Raw genomic sequence first — 24,294 nt, forward strand, 5'->3', positions numbered from 1 at the left:
CCAGCCAGGGCCAACTTCCGGCAGGCGCTCGTGCTCCTGTCGCACAGGGAATGCGGAGCCGGGCGAGGTCTGAGATCGAGATCACGGCCTGCTGATGTTCGACGACGACAGCCCCTCACCGAAGGATTCACCGCTGCGCCCGAGTTCATGGACCCAACTTCAGCAAATCAGCCTGCATAAGGGTCATTACGGCGCGGGCTACTCTGTAATGTGAGCTTACTCCGCTTCGCCGGAGTCAACGGGGTGGGCAAGGTGTAGAGGGCAGGCCTGAGCGCTCCGGGCAAATTTGGGTATACGCGACTGTGCTACAACGGCTCGCCTACACCTCGGGCTCGCGGCCCACCCCTGCGGGGCTCGAGCTGCGTGCGGACCATGCGGGCGAACGGAGAGATCCCATAACGGTTCGGGATCCCGCGCGGGCTGAGCCAGTGGTCGCCTTCGATTAGAATGGCGGCCCGCTTGGCGCGGGTCAGACCGACGTAAAAAGCTCGTCGGGATTGCTCGAACTCATTAGCCGGAGCGGGCAGCCATTGCCAGGTCGCTTTGTCCAAGCGACGCCTGGGCATCACTCCGTCGATGAGGCCAGGCAGGATGACGTAGTCCCATTCCCGACCCTTAGCTGCATGGTACGTGGTCAGAGTTATTTTGCCGGTCCGCAGGGCGCCGGCAATGTCACCCACGGACAACTCTGTACGTGTGGCCACTTCCTGCAGTGACGCGATTGCGTTGCGGTCCCGCCGCTGCGGACTGTGTCCGGCAAGGTCACTGAGACCCATCTTGGTGTCGAGCTGCTCAAGCCAGCTGTTCAGCTTGACATCCGGCGTGATGGTGCGCAGCGCAGTGGACAGGAGGCGACTTGCGGGTCGGCGGAGGGGTGCCGGCTGGCCGAAGGTCTCATGTAGTTCGCGGTAGTTCGCTGTCATCTGCCGGATAGTCGGTACCGCGGAGGCGTGCCCGACGTCGGGGTAGCCGACCGGCTGCGGCCCCGCGATAGCGCGCGCTGCGCATCCGCGGACGAATTCGACGATGTCACCATCAGGCAACCGTTGATCATTTTCGTGGACGAACTCATAGATGCTGTTGCTTAGAGCCTCGATGAGTGCGTCAAGCAGGGGGCCTTTGCTCGGGTACAGCACCGCGATGTGATGTTCGTCGACGTCCTGAGCGACGAGCTCGTCGATCTTCATGAGCGTCATCGCCGCGTGATCTGGTACGGCGCCGTGCACGGAGACCAGTTCGACGATGCCAGGATCGCTGCGCAGCGGGTCAGCCTGGTGCGTTCGTTCACCGTCGACAGTGGCGTGGCTTGCGGTGATGATCGCGGTGCCGCATCGATAGTTGATGTTCAGGGTCGTGTCGAAGAAGTCGGCCCTGCCGGCTAGCTCTAGGAGGTAGGCGGGGTCCGCGCCTGTGAAGCCCATGATGGTTTGGTCGGGGTCGCCGAAGGCGGCGACCTGCACGCCGCCGTGGTCGCGCAGATGGATGACGACCTGGTGGAGTACCGGTCCAAGGTCTTGATATTCGTCAACGATAAGTAATGGAAACCGTGCTGCAAGTAGTTGCGTGACGCGAGGGTTGCGACGCAGCAGCGCGAGCGACTCCGAGATCATGAGGTCGAAGTCGTACCAGTGCCGTGCCAGCATGCGCCTTTCCATCTCTACGGCGGCGCGCACCAGCGGGTCGCGTGGATCCTGGGACACGCCGGCAGCCATCCGGCGTCGAATCCTACAGAGCTCGACTCTGACATGACCGGCGATTGCGCCGCCCGCCACGTCGTCTAGGCACTGCTGCAGGAGCCCAATCCACTCGTCGCTCTGGTCGCCGATGATGTCGCCAGTTCCGGGTGGGGTGACACCGACGAGCGGGCCGAACGGGCGCAGAATACGGCGCAGGCACCAGCTGTGTAGGGTTCCGGCGGCGAGGCGGTCATCGGCTTGCACGTCGAGGGCATCGAGCCGGCGGGCGATCTCCTGGGCGGCGTGTCGCGTGTAGGTGATGGCGGCGAGTCCGCGCCGGGGCGGGATCACCGTTTCGAGTGCGTACGCGGCTTTCGCGACGAGGGTTCGAGTCTTGCCGGACCCGGGTCCGGCCCGGACGACCAGGCTGCCCGGATAGATCGCCGCTGCTAATTGAGAGTCGTTGAGTGCAGCGAGTTCCGCTGTCAGGCGCCGTGTTAACCCAGCCGGGACGCTCACTCAGGGTTCTCCGGCTCGGACTCCGGCTTGTTGAGGATCTGCAGGATGCTGTGACCGCGGATCATCCACGATGCTCGGTCCAGCGCGGCGAGCACGTAGCCGTAGGTCCCCGCTGATAGCAGCAAGTTTGCTGTCTCGACCTGGTCGAGGTTATTGATTTCCTCTTCGTCGGATAGCTCGAGGTCACCGAGGAGGGACTGCGGCTTGCTGCCGTGGACGTGGTCGGCAAGCCGCTGGCTGTAGCGGCCCTTGCTTACCGATTTGATGCGCCGTAGAAGTTCGGCCCGGTGCTCGTCGTCACTGGTCCCGACGCGGAAGGACTCCACGGCTGCGGTGAACTGCCCTACCAGGCTGTCCGAGTCATCCAATTCTTGGTATGCGGCGATCATCTCGTCGGCCAGCAGCGGTGCGAGGTCGGGTTCAAGCGTGTCTACCCCGACGAACACGTTGCTCTTCATGGCGGCCAAGCGGACATCGGTAGGGTCGGTTTCGCCGCCGGCCGCCACCAGGATGGTGACTTGGGCTGTCATTTCCTGCCCGAGCGCGGGGGTGTAAGCGAACTTCGCCGCTCGGGTGAGGCCTGCGGCAACGTACCTCTTGCCGGAGATTGGGTCACCATCGGTGACAACGACGTTGGGGATGTTGAGGGCAGGTTGACCGAGCAGGAGACGATACGGGCCAAAGTTCGTACCGGAGATGTCCGCGACGATGACACCGTGTGCGTCGAGGTCGAACCCGAGCGTCGACGCTATCGCGGGCAGCAGGTAGGTCTCGGACGGCCCTTCGACAAGTATTGCCATCGAGCAGAACAGCAGCTCCGCCCGGTTCGCGTCGAGGTAACGCTCGAGGTCGGCCACCTCATCCTTCGACAGGTTGGCGTGCCCGGCGCACGCGGCGACCGTCGCGCCGCTGGAGTCGGCACGCAGCAGAATAAGGGATTCGAGGTCGGTAACCGCAGCAATGTGCGGGCTGTGGGTGGTCACTACGAGCGAGGTCTCGTTGCGCAGCAGGTAGCGAAAGAGTTGCCGCTGAAGCACCGGGTGGAGGTGCGCCTCGGGTTCTTCGACGGCAAGTAGCCCCGCCACGATGAGATCGCGTGCCTTCCGGGAGGCGAGCCGTTCCAGAAGGAGGCCGAGGTAGACGACGTTGGCGTTGCCGGTGGAGGTCTCCCCGACGCTCCGGGTTCGGTTTGTATCGACGAACAGCCGGATGGATCGTAGGAGTCTGTCTGGGATGCTTGAGGCGAATCCGAGGGTAGGCACCACGGCGAGCCGAGGGCCAGCCATGTCGGTTAGGCGGGTATCCAGGTCGCCGGCCAGGCCGGTGATCGCAGGATCGGCAGCCAAGGTGTCCATCGCGTCCCGCACGTCGGTGGCGGCAGTGTCCAGCGCCGACCGCGATGGTGGGCGGGCCTCAAGAAGGTCCTGTAGCGGCGAACCGCGCCAACGCGATAACTCGTTGACGGCATCCCGCAGTGGCGGAAGGACCGTCAATGACACGTCGTCGCTGAATCGCCGCGGCGCGTCTTGCTCGTTTGAGCCACCGAAGATCCTGATTTCGTAGTCGTCCCGGCCGAGTGGCTCGATTGCGCCGGCAAGGCCGAGTCGCGGCCGGAAAACGTACGTGAGGCGGGCTGTCAAGGGGTTCAGGTTGACGAAGCAACCGTCGCATGTCCCATCCTCGCCGATGCTCTCGTCGATGTCGACCAGGTCGACCTCGATGCGCACCTCGACCCCGTCGGCGAGGCTCCGGTCACTGAACTCGCAGATGTCCTCCGCCCGCAGCTTTCGGGCGCTGTACGGCAGATCCGGGTCGAGGAGCAGTCGCAGCGCGTGCAGCAGGTTCGATTTGCCGATGCCATTCTCGCCAACGATGACAGCGTTGTCGGGGAACGGGTCGATGACGAGGTCTCGGAAGTTCCGGAAGTTCCTGATGGCGAGTCGGCTGATGCGCACGATCTACCGCCCGAGGCCTGGAGCGATGCCGGTTTCATGTGGGCGGCAGATTGGGTGATTACTGGAGGTCTTCGCGCAGGCGATCTCCACAGTCCTCCTCTGAGACGAAGGGGGACCGGAACGCTCCTAAGCTCCGACGGCCGTGAGTACACCTCGGCGACAGACCCTGCCGGGAAGTGTTGCTTCGGGGAATCGTCGTGACACCACTCTGACGAGAGACCCCCGTGCCGTCGCCCGCGCCCGGAGCGCCTGGTCCGTTTGCACTAGCGGCGGACAGAGTAACGCGGCGTGCGGCGACCCCGCCTCATCCTGTTATCCGCGTCTGGGTACGCCCCATGGCCAGGCCTATACCGACCCCAGTCGTCAACCCGCGGCGATCGACGACAGCACCATGTGGTCAGCGACGCAGCAGGCGGAGCCGACACTGCACTCGGTCCGCATGCCTAGCGCTGATTTATGGCGCGCTTGGACCAGGTACTTCGGCGGCGAGCAGGGCGAAGCGGCGTAGTGGCGAATCGCTCCGTACCCGACGGGACCGACCACCCACACGATCGTCATGGCCCTGGCATCGCTCGGGAGCCGCAGAGACCTTCACTGATCTAGGAGGTCACGCCAGGCTAGGTCAGTGAGCGTCTCGCCCGACTCCACAGTCCAACGTGCAGTTCCTTGGACGGCAACCGGGTGTTTTTCCCAGCCAGCCTGCTCCCAGATCTTCATGATTAGGCCCGATGGTGAGTATTGCTGGCCGTCCGCTGACCACAAGATCGGCCTGGAACGATGCGATACCCATGTGCCCCGCGCTCGTCGAGGGTCTGCGGCCAACCAGTCCCGCGTGGCCTCGATTTCAGCGGCCAACGGGGTAACCAGTGTTAGTGCCGCGCCTTCGTCCAGGAGACCTCGGTCGATGATGACAGAGACCGCGTTAGGACGGCGCTTGCGTTTAGTGGGTGGTACGCGCCGGTACTTGGCGCGGACCGTGCTGTCCTCCGCCCCTGCGCCGGTAAGCACCTTCTCGGTCAATTCGCGGCAGCGGTCGACATCCGCGCAGACTGATCGGATCTGAGAGCGGTCCGAATAGAGAGCATCGATCACCGCAGCAACCGTCGGCAGCAGTGTCTCCACTAGGGATCCGACTTGACTACATGCCTGTGCAGCCCATTCGAGCCGGGGATCCGGCTCGTCGATGGCTTCGGTGTCGAGTTGCTGGAAGACCAGATGGGTCAGTAGATAAACACCGTGGTCTGCCAACGCGGCACCGCGGCCCTCGTAACGGGGCCGCAGGTCGTGCAGTGTCCGGCGCACTTGGCGTAGGATTTGAACCGCATTCCAGAGGAGGTAAACCCCCGGCTGTGGCCGGAAGAGAATATCGTAAATTCCTTGCGCGCCTCGTTCCCACAGCACGTCGAGGGTCGTCGACATGCGGGCCGCATATTGGCTGTCAGGATGAGCGCAAGCGAGGGCACAGGCAGCTTCCACTACGGAACACCCGGTGTCGGGCTCCGGCTCGAGTTCGCCACGGCGAACGCTATAGTCGAGCCCTAATTCGGCGCGCATTTCCTCTAGAATCGCCGCCTGCACTGGGTCTAGCGCAATGAAGTCTCGAGACTCGACTCTATTCTGCCGGTTGGTCGCTTGGGTGGCCTGCTTTGCAAATTCAACAGCCTTGCCAGTCACGATGATACGTACGCCCACCTGCGCCGAGGCGGCGTCCTCGTCGGTCTCGAGAGCTTCCGCTACCGACCTGACTGTCTGGGCACCGTTCACCACGCTTGCGTTCTTCAACGTCAGCCGCAGCGGGCGAGACTGTGGCGAACGCATCGATTGCTGAACGCGTTCAACCGATTCACAAAGAATCGTGACTCCATTGTTGAAGTACCAGAAGTTTGCAGGCTCGCCGATCAGCGTCTCGATCATCTCATTGTTAATGGGCGTACGACCAAGAGGGTTGCGAATGTTTAGATTAAAGAGACCGGAACCGTGTACGACCCAATCGGCGACCTGGTCCGCCTGAACCACACCTTGATAGGACTCGTAGGGCACGGTGATGGGGAACCACGGAAACAGCTCCGCTTCCAAATCGACGGGTCGCGGCACCATGTCCTCACGCACGGAGGTCCATACCTCGGCGCACAGAATGATACGGTTGCCCAACACGCTGCCATGACGATTGAACTCGTCCTCCCCGCCTTCGATGGCGGCTAAGAAGCCGGCGGTTACCGGCTCGGCACGCATCAGCACGATCACCTGCGTCACGGCAACCGGCCCTTGGGACATGACGGTCTTCGCCAGCTCGGCGAGGGGACGGCCGCGGAAGTTGAATGGAGTAAAGTCCTCGTCGTCAATAAGCCGAAGTCCGGCGAGCAACTCCATCACCGCGGACCGTTCGGACTTGGCGTTTCCGTTCTTGCTCCATTTCGCCTGAACGAGGAAGATGTGGGGATTGGTGCCCTCGATCACGGCGATCGCGTCAATGCCCTGATCCGCATCGCCATCGATGACCGAAGCAGCCGCGTCCCTTGGGCTCCAACCCGTCACGATCCGCACCGCCTGCGCCGCAAGCGCTCGCGAAAGCTCGCGAGGCGTGCGCTCCTCCTCAGGCTTGTCCTCGAGATCACTGAGGTCAAGAAGACCGGACTCCACATAAACTGACCGAAGAGCCGCTTCCACTTGCCGCACCTGGACAGCCACGTCCACATGACCAGACCTACGCCTGACCGAGCTCAAACGTCCCCCACCCCTTACGCCCCCGGTACTCGAGATCAAAATGGACGGCGTCATCCTACGCGCGGGCCCGGCGGTGGCGGCACCTGCAAGATGACACCTGACATGAAGAGGTCTACGGAGACTCACCGCCCGAAGCGGCCCTAAGAGGGTGTTTCTCCCGCCGCCCGTCCGTGCTGGGCTCCGGCAACAACCCTTCGATCAACGCCCACTGGGCATCGGTCAGGTCCGACGGGTAACCACGACGAGGCGACGACACCCGGACACCCTGCCCGCCCCGGCGGCCATCGTCACGCCGCCACTTCGTCCACATTCTACCTTCTCAAACACGCACTAAACTGACAGTGCCGGCGGAGGGCGTAGGGCACTTCGACGATCTATGAGGCACGTTGCTCCGGGGTTGCGCTTCGCTTCGACGTGGTGCAGGACGCGGCGTGGGCATCAGCGCAGCTTGGCCAGGATCTTCTAAGTCTTGAGCGTGGCGGTGGCTCGTTCGCCATGAGCACGAGCTCGTGTGCGAAAACTTGACCGTCGTCTGCAATCGTGACCGCTTCGCCGGAAGCGCGCCGCCGCTTGAACAGCGTTCGTAGGCAGCCTCCAGCGCGCCGGGGGCCGCTGTCGGCGAATGGCATCACGTCAACGCTGTTCACCGCGTCGATGATGCAGCGGAGGTTGAGCGTGCGCCCAACGCAACCAGCATCGCAGTTTCAAGATCACTTAGGGTGACTCGGCATCGACGAGACGTCCGTAAGCGGCATAGTTGCTATGTCGATCATTCTCCGCAGCCCGGATGCAGTCCGTGAAGCGAGAACTCCACCTGACAACCCTGCCTGACCATCGATGGGCGGAGTACCGCTCAAGTGCGCGATGGCACCGCATGCTCCTAGCTCGCTCCCCGCCCCGGCCCGGCTGGTCATGCAGGTTGGCGCGGGCGGCGAGGGGGTGCACCGTCCCGCGAGCGGGAGCCGTTAGCCTTCTCGGCATGACAGGCCCGCTCCTCAGCACCCCCAGCACGCCGTTTCCCGCAGAAGGGATTCATCAAGAAGGATCCATGGCATGGGCCCCGCTGCGTGGTTGGGTGGATGTGTCACACAAGCCGGAGGAACTTGTACGGCAGCAGTGGATTCGACGTCTCCACATCGACGGCGGGTTTTCGCTGAGGCAGATGGATCAGGAGCGTCGCACGTATTCAGGCCGGCGCTCTCCGCGTGCTGACATCGTGGTGTGGCGTAACCCGGCCGAAAAACAGGCCGGCTGCGAGCCAGTATTAGTCGTTGAGACCAAGGCCGGTGCGGGCGTGGTTCGGCCGGCCGACTTCTGGCAGGGCGAATCTTACGCGCGGTCGGCTGGGGCGCGGTTTCTTGTTCTCGCTAACGCCAGCAACCACGTCGTCTTCGAATTGACCAAGGGCATACCGGGGCGCGCCCGTCAGATCAACGACTGGCCAAAGTTGGTCGACATCGAAGACGAGAAGCGCCTCAATGCGTTGGTTAACCGGCTTGAGGTATTCGACCGCGAACAATTCCAGCGGGTGCTTTTCGAATGCCATAGCCTACTGCGGGACAATCATGCGATGACTCCCGATCGCGCTTTCGACACAATCTCAAAGGTGCTTTTCATCAAGCTCCATGTGGAACGGACAAGGACGCACGATACGTTCACGACGAAGTACCTTGCCGACGCAGCGCGGTTCCTTAATAATCCGAGGCTCGCTCTGCACGAGCAGATGTTCGACCAGACGAAGGAAGCCTATTCGGCTGACGACCTATTCGCGAAAGACGACCGCCTGGACATCTCGGCGGACACTTTCCGCGACCTGGTCGCCAAGCTCGAACGTTTTAACCTCTCGAAAACCGGCGAGGACATAAAAGGAATCGCGTTCGAGAGGTTCCTTGGGCGCACATTCCGTGGTGAGCTCGGCCAGTTCTTCACACCCCGCCCGGTCGTGGAATTTATCGTCAGTGTCCTCAACCCGAAGGAGGGTGAGGTCATCTGCGACCCAGCCGCCGGCTCCGGCGGGTTCCTCATCCGGGTGTTCGACCATGTCCGTGACCAGATCTCCGCGGACATCGCCGCCGAACGGCAACAGCTCATCGACACGATCACTGGGGAGTACCCCGATGACGCCGATGACGCAGCTCTCGACGAACGTGACAAGCGCATCGAATCCGCCGTGGAAGAGCTGAACAGGCAACTCGCCCCGAGCAGAACGGACGGCGGTCCGACGGATACCCGCGTCGGCCAGCTCGCCTGGCAGTGCATCTATGGCACCGATAAGGAACCGCGAGCCGCTCGCACTGCCAAGATGAACATGATCATGCATGGCGACGGGCATGGCGGGATTCACTGGCACGACGGCTTAGTGGACATCAACGGGATCTTCGAGGGCCGGTTCCGCGTCGTTGTCACCAACCCACCCTTCGGTGCCACCGTCACCTCCTCACAGCGCATCGGTTCCGGCCCGGAGACGAATGTGCCAGACGACCTTGACTACCGCCGGCGCCAGCAGCAGCGTTACGGCAAGGACTGGCTGGATGCGCACAATCGTGTAGTCAACTCTCGCGGACAGAAGGTCCTCGACCAGTTCGAGATCGGCACGGGCACCACGTCCCGCAAGACGGAGCAGATGTTCCTCGAACGATGCCTCCGCTTGCTCGAGCCGGGAGGGCGACTGGGCATCGTCCTGCCCAACGGAAACCTGAACGCATCGTCGCAGGCGTGGCTACGCCGCTGGGCCGAGGGGAAGGCGCTCCTCCGAGCCGTCGTCGCTTTGGCGCCGGAGACCTTCAAGTTCTCAGGCGCCTCTGTCACGGCCTCGGTCGTGTTCATGCAAAAATTCACCGAGGAAGACGCCCAGCGGTGGGAACAGTGCTGGACTGACGCCTTCGAAGCCACCGAGCATGAGTTCGGGCCTCGGCGCGATGGACTGCTGAGCAACGCTTCCGACGCGCTGCTACACAGCGACGACACCGAGCTTCGCGAACTGCTCGACCTGCTCTTTGCACTCGGAGTCACGCGAGTTCTTCCGGAGCCCACACGGACGCGGAAGGAGGGCCTTGTCCGAGCCGCGCCCACCACCACGCTGCGGAGCCCCATCTGGCACGGCAGCGCGACCACAGCCACGCGAGATTTGAAGAAGGCATACACCGACCGTGCTGCCAAGGTCCCCGGCCTGACGAAGTCCCTGGCGTCGTTGCGGGCAGCGCTGAAGGATCTCGATGAGCAGCAGACGACCAGCATGTGGCAGCACGTCCGCCAGGCATTCGACTACCCGGTATTCACCGCGACGCCGAAGGCAGTCGGGATCACCGCCACAGGAGAAACCGGGGACAACGTGCCCAACGACCTTCCAGCCATCCTCACTGCCTGGCAGCAGTTCAATGCGGAGAACCTTCCTGAGGGCACCTGGTGACCGCCACGATGACAAGCGTCGTACGCTTCGCCGAGCTCGACCGGTGGGATCCTGGCTTCGGCGGCTCTCCATCGGGTCACAAATGGTGCTGGCCGATGACAGTTCTGAAGGATGTTGCCGATATCCGCCTCGGCACGCAACTCCAAAGCAGGATCACGGACGGCATCAGACTGCCCTATCTTCGGGCCGCTAACGTCCAGCGCGGATTTCTCGATCTGAAGAATGTTAAGACGATGTTCGTTACAAAGGAGCAAGCCGAACGTCTCCAGTTGATCGGGGGTGATCTCCTATTCGTCGAAGGGAATTCTCTAGAGGAGGTTGGTCGGGTCGCTGCGTGGCATGGGGACAACCCGACAATCATTCAGAACGCCCTCATCAGGGTTCGACTAGCCACCGACCGGCTTGATCGAGACTTCGTCATGTTGTGGTTTAATACTAGCGCCGGAAACGGGTACATCCGTCGCCACGCTACTACCACATCTGGATCTCTTTGGCATATCGGCGCCGGCAAGCTCGCGAACGCTCCGATCCCCCTTCCGCCGATCAACGTCCAGCGGCAAATCGTCGCCGCCCACCGGCAGACGCTGCAGCGCGCCGGAGAGGCTAAGCGAAAGTCGGCCGCTCTCACTCGCGCCGCGTGGGATCGCTTCGGCTCACACCTGATCCACGAACCGGCGGCAGCCGCGACTGCAGGCATGGTAACCGTGACCCGGTTTTCCGCGCTCGACCGCTGGGATACCGACGTCACTCCCGTCGGGACCACCAGTCCGTATCCGCTGGTTCGCCTCGACGCGGTCGCCGACGTACGGCTTGGCGTCCAGTTGCAGCGGTCGAACACCGGAGGGCAGGACGTGCCCTACCTCCGGGTCGCCAATGTTCAACGCGGCTATCTCGACCTAGCCCACGTGAAGACGATGAACGTTAGCGCCGACACCGTCGCCCGGCTCGCACTGGAGCGCCACGACCTACTGTTCCTTGAAGCCAACTCGCTTGAGGAAGTTGGACGCTGCGCACGGTGGGACGGACAGATTCCTCTGTGTATCCACCAGAACCACGTAATCCGGGCCCGTTTGGTCACATCGGACCTGTTGCCTGAGTACGTGGAAGCCTGGTTCAACTCCCCACCGGGTGGATCTCACGTCCGAGCCCGGGCCCGCACGACCAGCGGCACGCTATACACGATCCCCGTCAGTGTCCTCGCGACCGCACCCGTCCCCGTTCCGCCGATAGGAGATCAAGCTCGGCTCATCGCCGACTTGCGAGAGGGCCTCGCTGAGGCTCATGCGGCTCTCATTGACGCGGGACGACTGCGGAAGCAGGCCGAAACCGACCTTATCTCGGCATTAAGCTCGTCTCCGTGACGAAGGCCCGAGTGAGCATGCCCGCCGACGTGTCATGTGCCGGCGCTTCGGGCACGGGTGCACGATGATTCGGCCTTGCACCAATCTGGCAGAACCCGAACAATGTCCCGGTAGTTCATAGGCAACTTGCCGCTGACGCGGGGGCGATCCTTGGCTGGAGAAGACGGCGAAGGTGGGCCGACCACTGTGCCCGTGTGCGCGGGGAGCAGTGGTGCCGCGTGCGCGGGGGCCGCGGAGCCGTCTGTGCCTATCAAGGTGACCGCGCAGCAGCGCCAGGTGGATGGCATCGTCCAGGTCGAGGCGTGGCAACGCGTCGTCGTTGCCGAGGAGTACGTCTCCGCGTGGCCGTTGATGCACACAGTGTCGCTGTCAAGCGGCCTGCCACCGTTCGGCGATCGCGAAGATCTGCCGCGCCGGTGGTCAGCCACCCAAGCTCTACCGATACCGACGCCACGTGGCCTTGAGATCGTCCGAGAAGAGCGATCGAAGTCTGTGAGCCAGTTCGCGGGCTACGTCGGGTCGGCCAGCAAGGGCGTCGATGGTGCTGGTAACCAGCTGCAGCTCTCGAACGCGGCGCAGGACCGACCAACCCGCCCAGACAGTGATGTCGACCCCGTAGGCGTCGACAAACCCCCGATACTCCGCGGCTGAGCGCCCGAACCGGGTAGCACCGTGGGCTGTCGGCACGAGATCCCACTCCCGCGGGCCGATGCAGATCCCGTCCAAGTCGCAGAGCAGAGGCTCCGAGCAAGCGATCGCACCGTCATTTGGTGCCGGCAAGAGGATGTTCCCCGTGTGCGCGTCCCCGTGGATGACCCCCGGCGGCAGCCGCCACGCGACCCGATCGAGATCCTCTTCAGCCTCGTCGCAGCGCCGGTGAAGATTGTGCAGCAAGTCGGCTGCCGGGATCCCCAGTTCTGACCATGACCAGCGCTCCAGCTCATCGGCTTCCTCGGGTGGTAGCGTCGCGGCAGCGTTGAGACGCCGACGAAACTTCTCGATCGGCGACCAGATCGGCAGCGCTACATCGAGCCCGTCAAGGCTGTGGAGCGCACGCAGCGGCGCAGCGAGGTCGACCGGCTTGGGCTCGTCGGCGGCGGGAACGTACTGCCATGCCGTGGCAACCCAGTCCCCACTGAAGATCGGCTGAGACAGCACGCCGGGGGCCAGCCGCACGGTAGGCATGCCAGCCTCCTCAAGGCAGGCCGCCACCGACACCACCCGGCGGGCGAGCGTCGCAGCATGGGGTCCGGCAGCAAGTCGGATCACGAACGGCGGCGCCACGAACACCGCGTTCATCGTGTACTTGACGAGCCTGGCACCATCCGCGTCCACGCCGATCTGAGCACAGACATCGCTCAGATGGCCATGGAGCTCAGCGGCGACCGCATCGCTGAGTGCGGTAGTCATCAGTCCGCCTGTAGCTCCGCGATCCGACCTCCGAGAGCAGCAAGCGCCGGTTCCCGCGCGGCCTGCGGCGCGGCAAGCTCCCACAGTGCATTCAGACGATCGTTCACACGAGCTGATCGCATCCCATCCGCCACCAGGCCCACCGCCTTCATCCCGTACTCGCCAGCGGTTGCGAGATCACCGGCCAGAGTACTCGCCGTGGCGACCGAGATCGTGTCGAAGATGAACGACCGACGATCTTGCGGGCGGCGAAGCCGCACTGCCTGATGCGAGTGCTCGGCAGCACGGTCGACGTACCGCACATGCTCTGGGTGACGGGCCAGGGCGGAGTAGACGACGGCGGACATTCCATGGACGTCCGCCTCGGTCAGCGCGAAGTGAGTCCAGGCCGGCGCGGTGTCCAGGTCTGCCTGATCGAGTTCGCGTCGTGCGCGGGCCAGGCTGTCGACGACCTGGCGGTCAGCGCCGAGGAGCGCGTAGGCCCAAGCGGTGTTGGCGTGCAGCATGGCGACGCTGGCATGACAGGCGGCTTGCTGCGCCGCGAGCTGCCCAAGGCCGAAGAGTTGCAACGCTTCCGCCGGCTGTTCCTGGTGCAGACTGACCCGCCCGAGGCGATACAGCGTGTTGGCCAGCAGCGGTAGCGAGTCAGTCCGTCGGGCTAGGACGAGGCTCTGGGTGAGGTGCCGGCGCGCCATGTCGTGATCGTCGAGATCGTGCGCCACCCAGCCGACGAGGTTGTGCAGTTCGGCGAGTGCGTCGTGCAGGTCGGCAGCCACCACCTCGGTGCACCTCACCTGCAGTAGTTGCGTCGCCCATGCCACGTACCCACGTGCGGACTGCAGGCACCGACCTCCCCCGGCGGCAGCGTCGAGCCGGCGGTGAAAGGCGGTCACGGCTCGAACGGTGGCGACCTCGTCATGGCCGACCGCACCAGGGACCGCGACATCATGGGAGCTGGGCAAATACCGCTCTACGTCGGCGGGTATGGCGCCTACCGCGATGCTCGCGACGACGCCGAGCAACTCGCGAGGATCGAGTGGGGCAACGACACCGACCGGCTCGATCGGCGCTCTCTGCCGGTAGTGATGAGCGTGGTCGTCGAGGGCGAGCCCCATGTAGTGGCGCGGGATAAGCAGCCCTTCGGCGATGCGCTCCAGTACGGCGTAGTCGTTGACGATGCGCCGACCTGCGGCGATCTCTGAGACTCGGCTAGCGCCCAAGCCCGTCGCGGTCGCGACCGAGGACCAGCTGAAGCCCCGTTCCTTGAGAAAGCCGAAGACGGCTCCGATGTCATGGCGGGCGAGGTGTACGCGCATGGCGACGCCGCGATAGGCGCCCTCATGCCACCACTGCGGTCTGACGACCCGCTGCATGGATGTCACCTCCTCCGGCTGCGGATACTGCGCAGAGTAGTCGTCCCCTGGCAACATATCCGCCCTGCCGCCCGTCCCGTAGCTGGCCATCTCACGGTGAGATGCCCACCGTGAGGCGCTCACCGGTGGCTAGCTGGTGGCAGTCGGCATCGGCCAAGGTCGTTGCCATGCCAGCCAGACGCCACCGCCAGCTCCGGGTTCCCGCTCAGGGGCTGGCTACCGGAGCGGACGAGTCTCCGGTCGGTGAGGACGGCCGTCACGAGGCTGGCGTGGACGGGTTCGGGGTGGGTGCTGTGCAGGAGGCCCGCTCGCCTCGAACCAGCGCGCGGCAGGAAAGCACGCAGGCGTTGACCCGAGACGTCGGCAACTTTCCAGCCCGCGTACACCGGAGGTCTGTGCTGCGCGGGAGCGCCGTCCCCCGTGCGACCCCCGCTCCGGACCACCGGGCGGACCACTCCGCGCACAGCCACTTCCAGGGGCCGCATCCCACCCGAGATCGCACACCGACGCCTGACAGGAGCGATTCATGATCGGCGAGCAGATCCTGGTTCCCCGTCGTTTCGCCTTGGTGCGTTACCCGAACGGCGATGACGGCCGAGTGGTCATCGGGTGGGGTATCGAACTGCCCGACGGTTCCGCCGTCTCGCTGAGCCTCGACAGCCAGGCGGTCGCCCTCTGCAGTAGAGCTGCCCATTGCGAACGCATCCACGGCGGCGAGCTGGTCTGGATCGATGGCGAGATCGGTGACCTCGAGAAGGAGAGGTCGCCGTGAAGACCGCTGGCGTGGCCGGGATCCAGGCCTCGCAGGCCTCACCGGACAGCAAGTTCCGTGCGACCGCGCGCCTCGTCCTGGACATCCATCGAGACGACGACGGCTTCTGTCTCGGCTGCTATGTCTACTTCCGCCAGCTCAAGCCCTTCCCGTGCGAGTACAACCTTTGGGCTGCACGAGTCATCGCCACGTATCGCAGCCCTGCACCCATGGCTGGCGGAACCCCTACTCAAGATCGTCGGTCCGAAAGCGACCGGAGCGCCCCAGCCCTGCAGCTGGTGTCGACCGTTTCTGCCACCGACGAGACGGTGGTCATGCGCCTGAGGTAACGCTCTCAATCTCCGCCGGTGACGGCGGTAGCGGCGACCGTTCCAAAGGCACGGAAGCCGAGCTTCATGGCGGGTCAGGGAGACCTGCGGAACCGAGAAGGAGAAACACATGGCAAGCGGAACGCTGGAGCTCAGCGCGACCGGCAACGACGACGAGTTCGACCTCGACGTCAGCCTGCTGGAGGTGGCGGACCTCGCCGGTCTGGTCAACCTGACCGACGACGGCTGCGGCAGTACCTGCACCGCGTGCACCACCAACGTCGCCTGATCAACGGGCTCTGCAAGGCCGGCTGGCACCGCCACAACCGTCGGTGCTGGCCGGCTATCCCTGTCACACCGAGGTGATCACGTGAGCCGCTCCATTCAGTCCCCCGCCTACCGGTCAATGAGCAACGCACTTGTCCGCGCCGTCGCCCACCCGGCGGTCGACCTGCCCCCGTGGCCAGACCTGACCGAGTCTCGCCCCGACCTCGTGCCGACCTGGGTCGGCTGGCTACGGCAGGCTTGGGCCATCGACGCTGTGGCCGAGGCGGTCACGCTCTCGAGCCCGGTGCTCACGGAGAAGGTCAGCAAGCTCTGTGCGGGCGAGACTGCTTCGGTACGCGAGACGCGGCGGACGGTCCACGCCGTCGCCCGGTACCTGCAGCGTCTACTGGGTCGACCCACGCCGTTCGGACTGCTCGCCGGCGTGGCACCCGCCGTATTCGGCTCGACAGCGCCTACCCGCTGGGGCACAACCCATCAGGCGATCGCTCGGGCAAACGCTGGCTGGCTGACCGATGTGATCGCCCATCTCGAACGCTGCCCGGAGCTGGTCTCCCGCCTGCCGGTGGTCGCGAACAACACGCTGACGGTGCGTGACAACCGGCTGATCGTCCCCTACCAGCCGCGTCCTGGGCTCAACGGCGAGGTGGGAGCGACGGAGGTATCCCTGCGGCATTCAGCACCGGTACGGGCTGCCATTGAGGCAGCCCGCAACCCGATCCGGGTGGAGGTCCTCAGCTCGCAGCTCGGTGGCGCGTTTCCGCAGGCATCGGCGGCAGTCGTCGTGGCGATGCTCAACCAGCTGATCGCGCACCACGCCCTCATCACGAGCCTGCACGCTCCCAGCACCGAGCCGGACGCGCTCGGGTACCTGCTGCGCCAGCTCGACGAGGCCGGCGCCGGAATCGGCACGTCCGTCGCTGACGTCGTTGACGCCCTGAAGGAGATCCATGTGGGGCTGCACCGTCACAACACAGCGCAGCCGGGCCACGCCGCGGCGGCCCGGCGGCTGGTGGCCTTGCAGATGCGGAGTCTCGCGATCTCCGAGCAGGAGCCGCTCGCCGTGGATCTCCGGTTGGACGCCTCGGTGACGCTCCCCGATCAGGTAGCCAGGGAGGTGGAACGTGCCGCGCTGGCGCTGACCCGGTTGAGCGCGCATCCGTACGGCACCGCAGCGTGGAGGGCCTACCACCAGCGCTTCTACGAGCGCTACGGGATCGGCTCGCTGGTGCCGGTGCGGGAGGTGGTTGACCCGGACAGCGGCATTGGCCTGCCGGACGGCTACCCGGGCAGCCCCGCCCCTGAGCCTCGCTCGCCAATGTCCCGTCGGGACGAGGTGCTGCTCAGCGTGGCGCAACGCGCGGCACTGGACGGCGCGACCGAGGTCGTCCTCGACGACGCGCTGATTCAGCAGTTGGACCTGGGGCCGCGGCGGCTACGCCTACCTCCGCACCTCGAAGCGTGCGTACGCGTGCAGGCCGCCCACGAGAAGGACCTGACACGCGGCAAATTCACTGTCGAGGTCACCTCCGTGTCCCGAGCCGCCGGCGGACTCACCGGACGCTTCCTCAGTGTGCTGCGACCGACCGACGCGGGAAGGTTCGTCGCCAGCTTGGCCGATCTACCCGCCAGCGACCGGGCCACCAAACCGACGCAGGTGTCATTCCCGCCGCTCGACCCCGCGACCGCGCACGTCGCGCGTGCCGTCCGGGTGCTGCCAACGGTGATCAGCCTGGCCGAGCACCGATGGCCGAGTCGATCGGTGCTCACCATCGACGACCTGGCGGTGGGGTGCGACGGCCGACGCATGTACCTCGCGGTGCCCGACAGCGGCCATCGGATCGAGGCCGTCGGCATGCACGCGCTGAACCTGCGCACCCACACTCCTCCGCTGGCCCGCTTCCTCATCGACCTCGGGCGCGCCCAGTGCGCGCAGGTCACGGCTTTCAATTGGGGCGCCGCCGCCCGGGCGAAGCTGCCCTTCCTCCCCCGGGTGCGGTACGGACGAGCGATCCTGGCCCCAGCTACGTGGCGCCTGGAGGCCGCCGAGCTACCCGACCGACACCAACCCTGGTACGCCTGGGACGACGCCTTCGACGAATGGCGGGCACGCCGGCGGCTGCCGCGCCTGGTGCACCTGGTCGAGGCCGACCGACGCCTGCCGCTGGATCTCGACGAGTCGGCGCACCGCGTCCTCCTGCGTACCCACCTGCTCACGGCGCCGCGAGCGGTCCTGGTGGAGGCACCCACTCCGGAGGATCTCGGGTGGTGCGGCGGCCGTCCGCACGAGGTCATCGTCGCGCTGCACGCCACCGAACCACCACCCTGGCCACCGCTGCCCACACCGACCCCGGCTCGCGTCATCGGGCGCGACCAGGGACAAACACCGGCCACCTCACGGATCCTGCTCGCCAAGCTGTACGGAGACATCCGCCGCCAGGATTTGCTTTTGGCTGAACACCTCCCTCGGCTGTTGGCCGGTTGGGACGCCCCGCCCGACTGGTGGTTTCTGCGGTTCCGCGACCCGGAGCAGCACCTGCGTCTGCGGATCGCCCTACCCGACCCGTCGGCGTTCGGGCCGACAGCCGAACGGGTCAGTGCCTGGGCGGACGACCTACGCCGGCGCGGCCTGCTGCGAGAGGTGCAGTACGCCACCTCCTACCCGGAGACCGGCCGGTGGGGATCCGGCTCCGCCATGCAGGCCGCCGAAGCGGTCTTCATCGCCGACTCCCACGCCGTACTGACGCAGCTGCGCCAACCCGTACGCCCCAGCCGGCAGGCGCTCGTCGCCGCGCAAATCGCAGCCATCGCCGTCGCCTACACCGACAGCGTCGAGGCCGGCATGCGCTGGCTGATCGATCACGTGCCCGCGGCGGCACCACAGTCGGTCGCCAGGACGCTGTTCGGCGAAGCCGTCCGCCTCGCTCATCCCGGTGGCGATTGGGCAGCCCTCCGCGCGGTCGCTGGCGGCACAGAGATCGTCGACGCCTGGAAGACCCGAGACGTGGCCCTCGCCGTCTACCGGACCCACCTGCCCGGCCCAGACACCGACGGCATCGCCCCCGACGACGTTCTCGGCTCGCTCATGCACGCGCACTACATCCGGGCGGTCGGCATCGACTTCGACGACGAGGACCAATGCCGCTACCTCGCCCGAGCCGCCGCCCTGGCTTACTTCGCCCGGAGCCGGTCATGAGCCTGGCGTACGAGAGCCACGAGCTTGCCGTCGCGGTCGCCGACCTACTTGCCGATCCCGACGATCCCAGCCTGCCGATCCACCAACCTTGGTGGCGGCAGTCGCTCGCCCTCGGCGTACCGGGCATCGCGCTGCTGCACGTGGAGCTGGCAGCGGCGGGGCTAAGACCATGGCAACGCGCCCGGCACTGGCTCACCGCCGCTACCGGCGGCCCGGTAACGGCGGGCGCAGACAGTCACTCCTTCCACGGCGCACCCGCGTTGGCGCACGTCCTGGCATGCGCGGCTACCCACCAGCCCGGCTCGTACGCCCGCGCGCTGGACGGCCTCGACACAGCGATCGCCGCCGACACGCGACGCCGCGTAGCCGCCGCACACGCTCGCATCGATGCCGGCGAGCTGCCGGCTCTTGCCGAGTTCGACGCGATCCGAGGGCTCACCGGAATCGGGGTGTACCTGCTGCGCCGACCCTCCGGCGGGGAGGAGCTTCGCGACGTACTCGGATATCTGGTTCGTCTGACCACTCCCCTGCACCGCGACGGCGAAATGCTGCCCGGCTGGTGGACCGGCACCGGCCCCAACGGACGCACCGACGCCCGGTTCCCCGGCGGGCACGGCAACACCGGAATGGCCCACGGCATCGCCGGGCCCCTGGCGCTTCTGGCACTCGCCGCCCTCCAAGGCGTCGTCGTTGAGGGTCAACTCGCGGCGATCGCGACCGTCTGCTCCTGGCTCGACCGGTGGCGCAGCAAGACCGACGCCGGCCGGAGCTGGCCGTACTGGATCACCAGACCGCAGCTGCGCGCCGGCCGCGCGCCGGCGCCGGGCACCCAACGGCCGTCATGGTGCTACGGCACCGCGGGCGTCGCGCGGGCCCAGCAGCTCGCCGCTCTCGCGACCGATGACGCGGCCCGTCGCGTGGCTGCCGAAGACACACTCACCCGCGCCCTGACCGATCCGCGCCAGCTCGCCGCGACCACGGACTCCTCCCTGTGTCACGGGTACGCCGGCCTGGCCCACATCGCTCACCGGGTCGCCGCCGACGCTGTCCCTGGAAACACCGCCCGCCTCGACGCCCGGGTCCCCCACCTGCTCAGCCTGATCGACTCAGCGGGTGGCGGCCCTCGGCGTACGGCTGCCGCTCTGATCGGCGACGCGCCAGGCCCTGGGTTGCTCGACGGCGCCGCCGGAGTGGCCCTGGCCGCGCTGAGCTGCAGCACCGCGTCGACGCCGAACAGCTCCTGGGACTCATGCCTGCTCACCGTCCGACCTGCCCACCCCCTCACGTGAGGACGTCCAATCCGATGCCGACACCAGCATGGCGGCACTACACCGTCGAATTCTCTAACCCAGTCGCGGCCGAGCAGATTGCCGCCACCGTGCTCGCCCCAGCACTGGCTGCTGCCCAGGACCAAGGCGTCCTGCACGGATGGTGGTACGTCCGGAAGTACCCCTCGTGGCGGTGGCGGTACGTCGCCGACGATCCGAGCTCTCACCTTTTCGAGGACCTGCTGGAGACGCTCGCCGTTGACGAACGAATCGTCAACTGGACCAACGGCATCTACGAGCCGGAGAGGCTGGCCTTCGGCGGCTCGGCCGGCATGCACGTCGCCCACAGGCTCTTCCATCAAGACTGCCGACAGCTGCTCCTTGGACCAGGCTTCGCCGAGTCGGCCCCGCTCGGGAGACGCGAACTCTCTGTCCTCCTGTGCAGCGTGCTGATGCGCAGTGCCGGCCTGGACTGGTACGAGCAAGGTGACGTCTGGGCCAAGGTCGCCGAGCTCCGTCCCGCCCTCGCGCTGCCAGACGAGGGCGCTGCGACCGCTGCCCTGGGCCGGGCGATGAACCGGCTCATGACCACAGACATCCGCAGCCTGAGCCGTCCCGCCTCGGGCGGCCCGCTTCCGGGCTACGGCGCATGGCTCGACGCGTTCGAGACAGCCGGGCAGGCTCTCGCCGATCTGGCGCGGCGCAGCCGCCTCCGACGAGGCCTCCGCGCGGTCATCGCCCACCAGGTCATCTTCCACGCCAACCGCATGGGCCTGTCCGTACGCGACCAGTCCGCCCTCGCCGCTCTCGCGGTGAGGAACGTCTTCGACCCCATCAGGAGGAGCACCGTGTCCGCCTCAGAAACCACTCCGCCGACCGCTAGCGTCGAGCAGATGGCCACGCATCGTGAACCAGTCGACCTCCGGACCGCACTCGCCGACCGACTGCGGGCAGAAGACATCATCCGAACGCCGGGCGTCGAGGTCGCGATGCGGCAGGCGCCACGGCACCTGTTCCTGCCCGGCGTGCCGCTGGAACAGGCGTACGCCGATGGGCCGGTCTACACCAAGACCGACGGACGTGGCACCTCGATCAGCGCTGCCTCACAGCCCCGGATCGTCGCCATGATGCTCGAGCAGCTCGACGCACAACCAGGCCACCGCATTATGGAAGCGGGTGCCGGTACCGGCTACAACGCGGCTCTCCTGGCCGCCATCGTCGGCGACACCGGACGCGTCGTCACCATCGACGTCGACGACGACCTCGTCGACGGGGCTCGAAAACACCTCGCCGCCGCAGGCGTCGCCAACGTCGAGGTTGTTCGCGGCGACGGCGCGATCGGATACCTCGACGGCGCGCCCTACGACCGGATCATCGCCACCGTCGGCGCCTGGGAGACGCCCGCCGCCTGGCTAGAGCAACTCGCCCCGGACGGCCGGCTGGTCGTACCGCTCCGCCTCCGCGGCGCCGCATCCCGCTCGATCATCTTCGAACGGTACGACGGCGGATGGCGCGACAACGGCAGCGAACTCGCCGTCTTCATGCCCCTGCGCGGCATCGGCGACGACTCCCGACGCCTCGTCACCCTCACTGACGAGCAGGACGTGACCCTGCAGGTGCACAAGGACCAGAGCGCCGACGCAGCCGCACTCGCCGGAGTCTTCGAGAGCGAGCGGCACGAGATATGGACCGGCGTGCTCTTCCCGCCGATGGTGCCGTACGAGTGGCTGGATCTGTGGTTGGCCTGCCGCCTCGACAACGCCATCATGCGGATGAACGCCAAGCCCCAGGCCATCGAACGCGGCACCGTCTCCCCAATGTTCCCGTGGGGAGCGATGGCCACCACCCGCGGCGCCAACCTCGCCTACCTCACCATCCGACCTGCCCCGCCGGCCACAGACGGCGGCAAGCTGTACGAGGTCGGAGTCATCGGTCACGGCCCTTCCGGCAAGGACCTCGCCCAGCACGTCACCAACGAGATCCGCGTCTGGGACACCGAATACCGCGCCCGGACCGTGCGCTTCGAGATCCCCGACGCCCCGGCCGAGCCGAACCCGTCGGCTGGACGCTTCGTCCTCACCCGGCCGCACCACCCGATCACCGTCACCTGGCAGTGACGATGGACCCGAACAACCTCGTCCTCCGACGGTTTCCCCTCGTGGCCCGACCGCGGCCCGCCGCCAAGGCTCTGACGATCCGCGTCGACGACCTGCGCGCCCTCGCCGACCGCGCCGATCGACAGAATGACTTGGCGGCGGCGTCTGCCGTCTACAACCAAGCAGCGCTGATCGCCTCGGACTGCGGCCAGCCCGAACTGGCCCGGCAGTGGTGCCACCAACATGCAAACGCGTACCTGAACGCCCTCCCCTTAGGCGCGCAAGCCGCGCGGCACGCCCTCGAGCCCCTGGTGAACCTCGCCCGGCTGCGCATCAGAGGCAGCAACGGCGACGCCGCTCTTCGGCTCCTCAGCGACCTCTTCGAAGCTGTCTCATCCCGTATCGACACCCGGATCGACGGTCAACCCCTGCCGGGGAGCAGGCTGACCCGAACCGACGACGATCATCGTGAAGTGCGGCAATGGCTGTGGGGCGTGCTCCTCGCCGACGGTGCTCGGGCGCTCACCAGCGCTGGCCGGTGGAAAGAGGCATACGACCACCTCCAGCGGCACAACGGCATCGGTCAACGGATGATGGACGGACGCCAGGTCGCGGTCATCGCCCACGCCACCACCGGCGAGATCAAGCACGCCCGTACGCTCGTCGCCGAGACCGCCCGTGGCGAGCCGTGGGAGCAGGCCGTCACAGCATGCCTGGACTACCTGTGCGCGAAGGCCGCCGGCGAAGAGAGCTTGCTCGACGCGATGATCGACAGCTATCGACGGCTCACGCCCACGCACAGCCTTGCCGTCTTTCACACCCGACTCGGGCTCTCAGTCATTGATGTGGTCGGCGGAGTAGCTCATCCGGAGGTACGAAGCCTCGCTGAAGAGCTGATCGACCATGCACTCGCCTTCGATGACGCCCACGTCGCACGGCAACTACTGGATCACAGCGGCATGCGTACGGTCATCGATACCCAACGCGAAGCTGACCTTGGCAATATGCTGCAGGAAGGTGGGACGGGCTACGGCCGCATACCGCGCGTCGCTCACGAGCACCTGCTGCGGTCCCTGGCCATCAGTAGAGCGGTGATCCAACGGCTGCCACCCGGCCGATACAGGCGCGTGTGCGTCGCCAGCGCCGAGTCACGTAGGAGATCGAGTCGCTGCCTGCCCAAGTACGGTCACCAGGTGACCGCGTACGAGATCGCCGCCCGACTGCCTACCATCGACCTGTTGCGGCGGCGCTGCAAGGCGTTGGCCGTGCTGGAACGCATTATCGACGGCGGGGAGCCCTACTACGGCTACACCTCGAGATGGGGCGCGGACGAGGCGGCGCTGATGAGCAACGGCAGCGGCGACGAGTGGGCCGTCGTGTTCAGCGCCGAAGGCGCTTTCATACGGGTCTTCGATCATGAGTCCGCGATGTCGCCCTACCGCGATCCAGACCACGAGCTATGGCCAAGCCTGCTCGACGGCATCCCCCAAGTGATGCATCCGCAGGTGGAGGAACCCGCTTTCTGCGATGAGAGCGGACAGTTCATCGCCACTGCGGTGCTGTGGCGGCTGGCCGGCGACGACCGCTGGCATGCCGGCGAAGGCATCACGTTCCCAACGGTGCACGAGGCTTACGACGAGACCGCGCCGGACGGATCCGGCATGCTCGACATCCTGCTCGACGGCGTCGTTGACAGGTTCGTCGAGTTTGCCAGCGACTACTACGAGATCGAGGTGGACCGGTCCGCAGTTGAGCACGTCGTCGCCCACCGGCCACTGACCGACTCCGTGATACGGGCGTTGAACCCTCAGCTTGCCGTCACCGACCTCCGGGAAGACATCGCCGCCATCGGTTACCCGATCGCCGCGACGCAGCGGCAGGCTCGATAAGTCGTGCGCCGGGCGACGGTGTACGTCGCGATGAAGGATTCTCCATAGTGCTT

The 24,294-nt window shown here is 66.0% G+C and carries 14 protein-coding genes and 1 pseudogene; 9 read left to right on the forward strand and 6 right to left on the reverse strand.

What is annotated here, in order from left to right:
* Nucleotides 1–305: 305 nt before the first annotated feature.
* The 4 genes and pseudogenes from KBX71_RS18445 to KBX71_RS34835 all read right to left on the reverse strand — a co-directional run.
* Complete coding sequence (locus KBX71_RS18445; protein ID WP_210819243.1) at nt 306–2,195, reverse strand: UvrD-helicase domain-containing protein; 1,890 nt, start codon at nt 2,193–2,195, stop codon at nt 306–308.
* The gene (locus KBX71_RS18450) at nt 2,192–4,150 is read right to left on the reverse strand and encodes an ATP-dependent endonuclease (RefSeq protein WP_210819244.1); all 1,959 of its coding nucleotides are present in this window, start codon (nt 4,148–4,150) and stop codon (nt 2,192–2,194) included. Before KBX71_RS18450 ends, KBX71_RS18445 begins: the two co-directional genes overlap by 4 nt.
* Nucleotides 4,151–4,741: 591 nt before the next feature.
* Entirely contained in the window at nt 4,742–6,838 is a 2,097-nt protein-coding gene (locus KBX71_RS33810; protein ID WP_210819245.1) for an AIPR family protein, read from the reverse strand.
* Nucleotides 6,839–7,013: 175 nt separating this feature from the next.
* Nucleotides 7,014–7,130: pseudogene (locus KBX71_RS34835) on the reverse strand (transposase); the annotation flags it as partial.
* A 723-nt stretch (nt 7,131–7,853) separates the two neighbouring features.
* On the opposite strand from KBX71_RS34835, the gene KBX71_RS18460 reads away from it, so the two are divergent.
* Together KBX71_RS18460 and KBX71_RS18465 are read left to right on the forward strand one after the other, a co-directional pair.
* The gene (locus KBX71_RS18460) at nt 7,854–10,283 is read left to right on the forward strand and encodes an N-6 DNA methylase (protein ID WP_210819246.1); all 2,430 of its coding nucleotides are present in this window, start codon (nt 7,854–7,856) and stop codon (nt 10,281–10,283) included.
* Nucleotides 10,284–10,378: 95 nt separating this feature from the next.
* Nucleotides 10,379–11,644, forward strand: coding sequence for a restriction endonuclease subunit S (locus tag KBX71_RS18465; RefSeq protein ID WP_210819247.1), 1,266 nt, complete (start codon nt 10,379–10,381; stop codon nt 11,642–11,644).
* 435 nt (nt 11,645–12,079) lie between these two features.
* Here the strand turns inward: KBX71_RS18465 and KBX71_RS18470 are convergent, their stop codons facing one another.
* Complete coding sequence (locus KBX71_RS18470; protein WP_210819248.1) at nt 12,080–13,054, reverse strand: aminoglycoside phosphotransferase family protein; 975 nt, start codon at nt 13,052–13,054, stop codon at nt 12,080–12,082.
* On the reverse strand, nt 13,054–14,427 hold the full coding sequence (locus KBX71_RS18475) for a tetratricopeptide repeat protein (RefSeq protein WP_210819249.1): 1,374 nt from the start codon (nt 14,425–14,427) through the stop codon (nt 13,054–13,056). Before KBX71_RS18475 ends, KBX71_RS18470 begins: the two co-directional genes overlap by 1 nt.
* Nucleotides 14,428–14,953: 526 nt before the next feature.
* On the opposite strand from KBX71_RS18475, the gene KBX71_RS18480 reads away from it, so the two are divergent.
* From KBX71_RS18480 to KBX71_RS34605, 7 genes are all read left to right on the forward strand, one after another.
* Nucleotides 14,954–15,199, forward strand: coding sequence for a hypothetical protein (locus tag KBX71_RS18480; RefSeq protein ID WP_210819250.1), 246 nt, complete (start codon nt 14,954–14,956; stop codon nt 15,197–15,199).
* The gene (locus tag KBX71_RS18485) at nt 15,196–15,528 is read left to right on the forward strand and encodes a hypothetical protein (protein WP_210819251.1); all 333 of its coding nucleotides are present in this window, start codon (nt 15,196–15,198) and stop codon (nt 15,526–15,528) included. Before KBX71_RS18480 ends, KBX71_RS18485 begins: the two co-directional genes overlap by 4 nt.
* A 109-nt stretch (nt 15,529–15,637) precedes the next feature.
* The gene (locus tag KBX71_RS18490; protein WP_210819252.1) at nt 15,638–15,796 is read left to right on the forward strand and encodes an FxLD family lanthipeptide; all 159 of its coding nucleotides are present in this window, start codon (nt 15,638–15,640) and stop codon (nt 15,794–15,796) included.
* An 81-nt stretch (nt 15,797–15,877) separates the two neighbouring features.
* Entirely contained in the window at nt 15,878–18,988 is a 3,111-nt protein-coding gene (locus KBX71_RS18495) for a lantibiotic dehydratase (protein WP_307847157.1), read from the forward strand.
* Nucleotides 18,985–20,277, forward strand: coding sequence for a lanthionine synthetase C family protein (locus tag KBX71_RS18500; RefSeq protein WP_210819253.1), 1,293 nt, complete (start codon nt 18,985–18,987; stop codon nt 20,275–20,277). The genes KBX71_RS18495 and KBX71_RS18500 overlap by 4 nt, the downstream gene beginning before the upstream one ends.
* 14 nt (nt 20,278–20,291) lie before the next feature.
* Entirely contained in the window at nt 20,292–22,373 is a 2,082-nt protein-coding gene (gene fxlM, locus KBX71_RS18505; RefSeq protein WP_210819254.1) for a methyltransferase, FxLD system, read from the forward strand.
* Nucleotides 22,370–24,241, forward strand: coding sequence for a hypothetical protein (locus KBX71_RS34605; RefSeq protein ID WP_307847159.1), 1,872 nt, complete (start codon nt 22,370–22,372; stop codon nt 24,239–24,241). Before fxlM ends, KBX71_RS34605 begins: the two co-directional genes overlap by 4 nt.
* Nucleotides 24,242–24,294 lie beyond the last annotated feature (53 nt).

It is taken from the genome of Micromonospora sp. D93 (assembly GCF_018070365.1).
Taxonomy (GTDB): Bacteria; Actinomycetota; Actinomycetes; order Mycobacteriales; family Micromonosporaceae; genus Micromonospora; species Micromonospora ureilytica.

Excerpts from the sequence above, each read along its gene's own strand:
- KBX71_RS18460 (WP_210819246.1), top strand. The coding sequence starts at position 7,854 with ATGACAGGCCCGCTCCTCAGCACCCCCAGCACGCCGTTTCCCGCAGAA.
- KBX71_RS18465 (WP_210819247.1), top strand. The coding sequence starts at position 10,379 with ATGACAGTTCTGAAGGATGTTGCCGATATCCGCCTCGGCACGCAACTC.
- KBX71_RS18470 (WP_210819248.1), bottom strand. The coding sequence starts at position 13,054 with ATGACTACCGCACTCAGCGATGCGGTCGCCGCTGAGCTCCATGGCCAT.
- KBX71_RS18475 (WP_210819249.1), bottom strand. The coding sequence starts at position 14,427 with ATGCAGCGGGTCGTCAGACCGCAGTGGTGGCATGAGGGCGCCTATCGC.
- KBX71_RS18480 (WP_210819250.1), top strand. The coding sequence starts at position 14,954 with ATGATCGGCGAGCAGATCCTGGTTCCCCGTCGTTTCGCCTTGGTGCGT.
- KBX71_RS18490 (WP_210819252.1), top strand. The coding sequence starts at position 15,638 with ATGGCAAGCGGAACGCTGGAGCTCAGCGCGACCGGCAACGACGACGAG.
- KBX71_RS18500 (WP_210819253.1), top strand. The coding sequence starts at position 18,985 with ATGAGCCTGGCGTACGAGAGCCACGAGCTTGCCGTCGCGGTCGCCGAC.
- fxlM (WP_210819254.1), top strand. The coding sequence starts at position 20,292 with ATGCCGACACCAGCATGGCGGCACTACACCGTCGAATTCTCTAACCCA.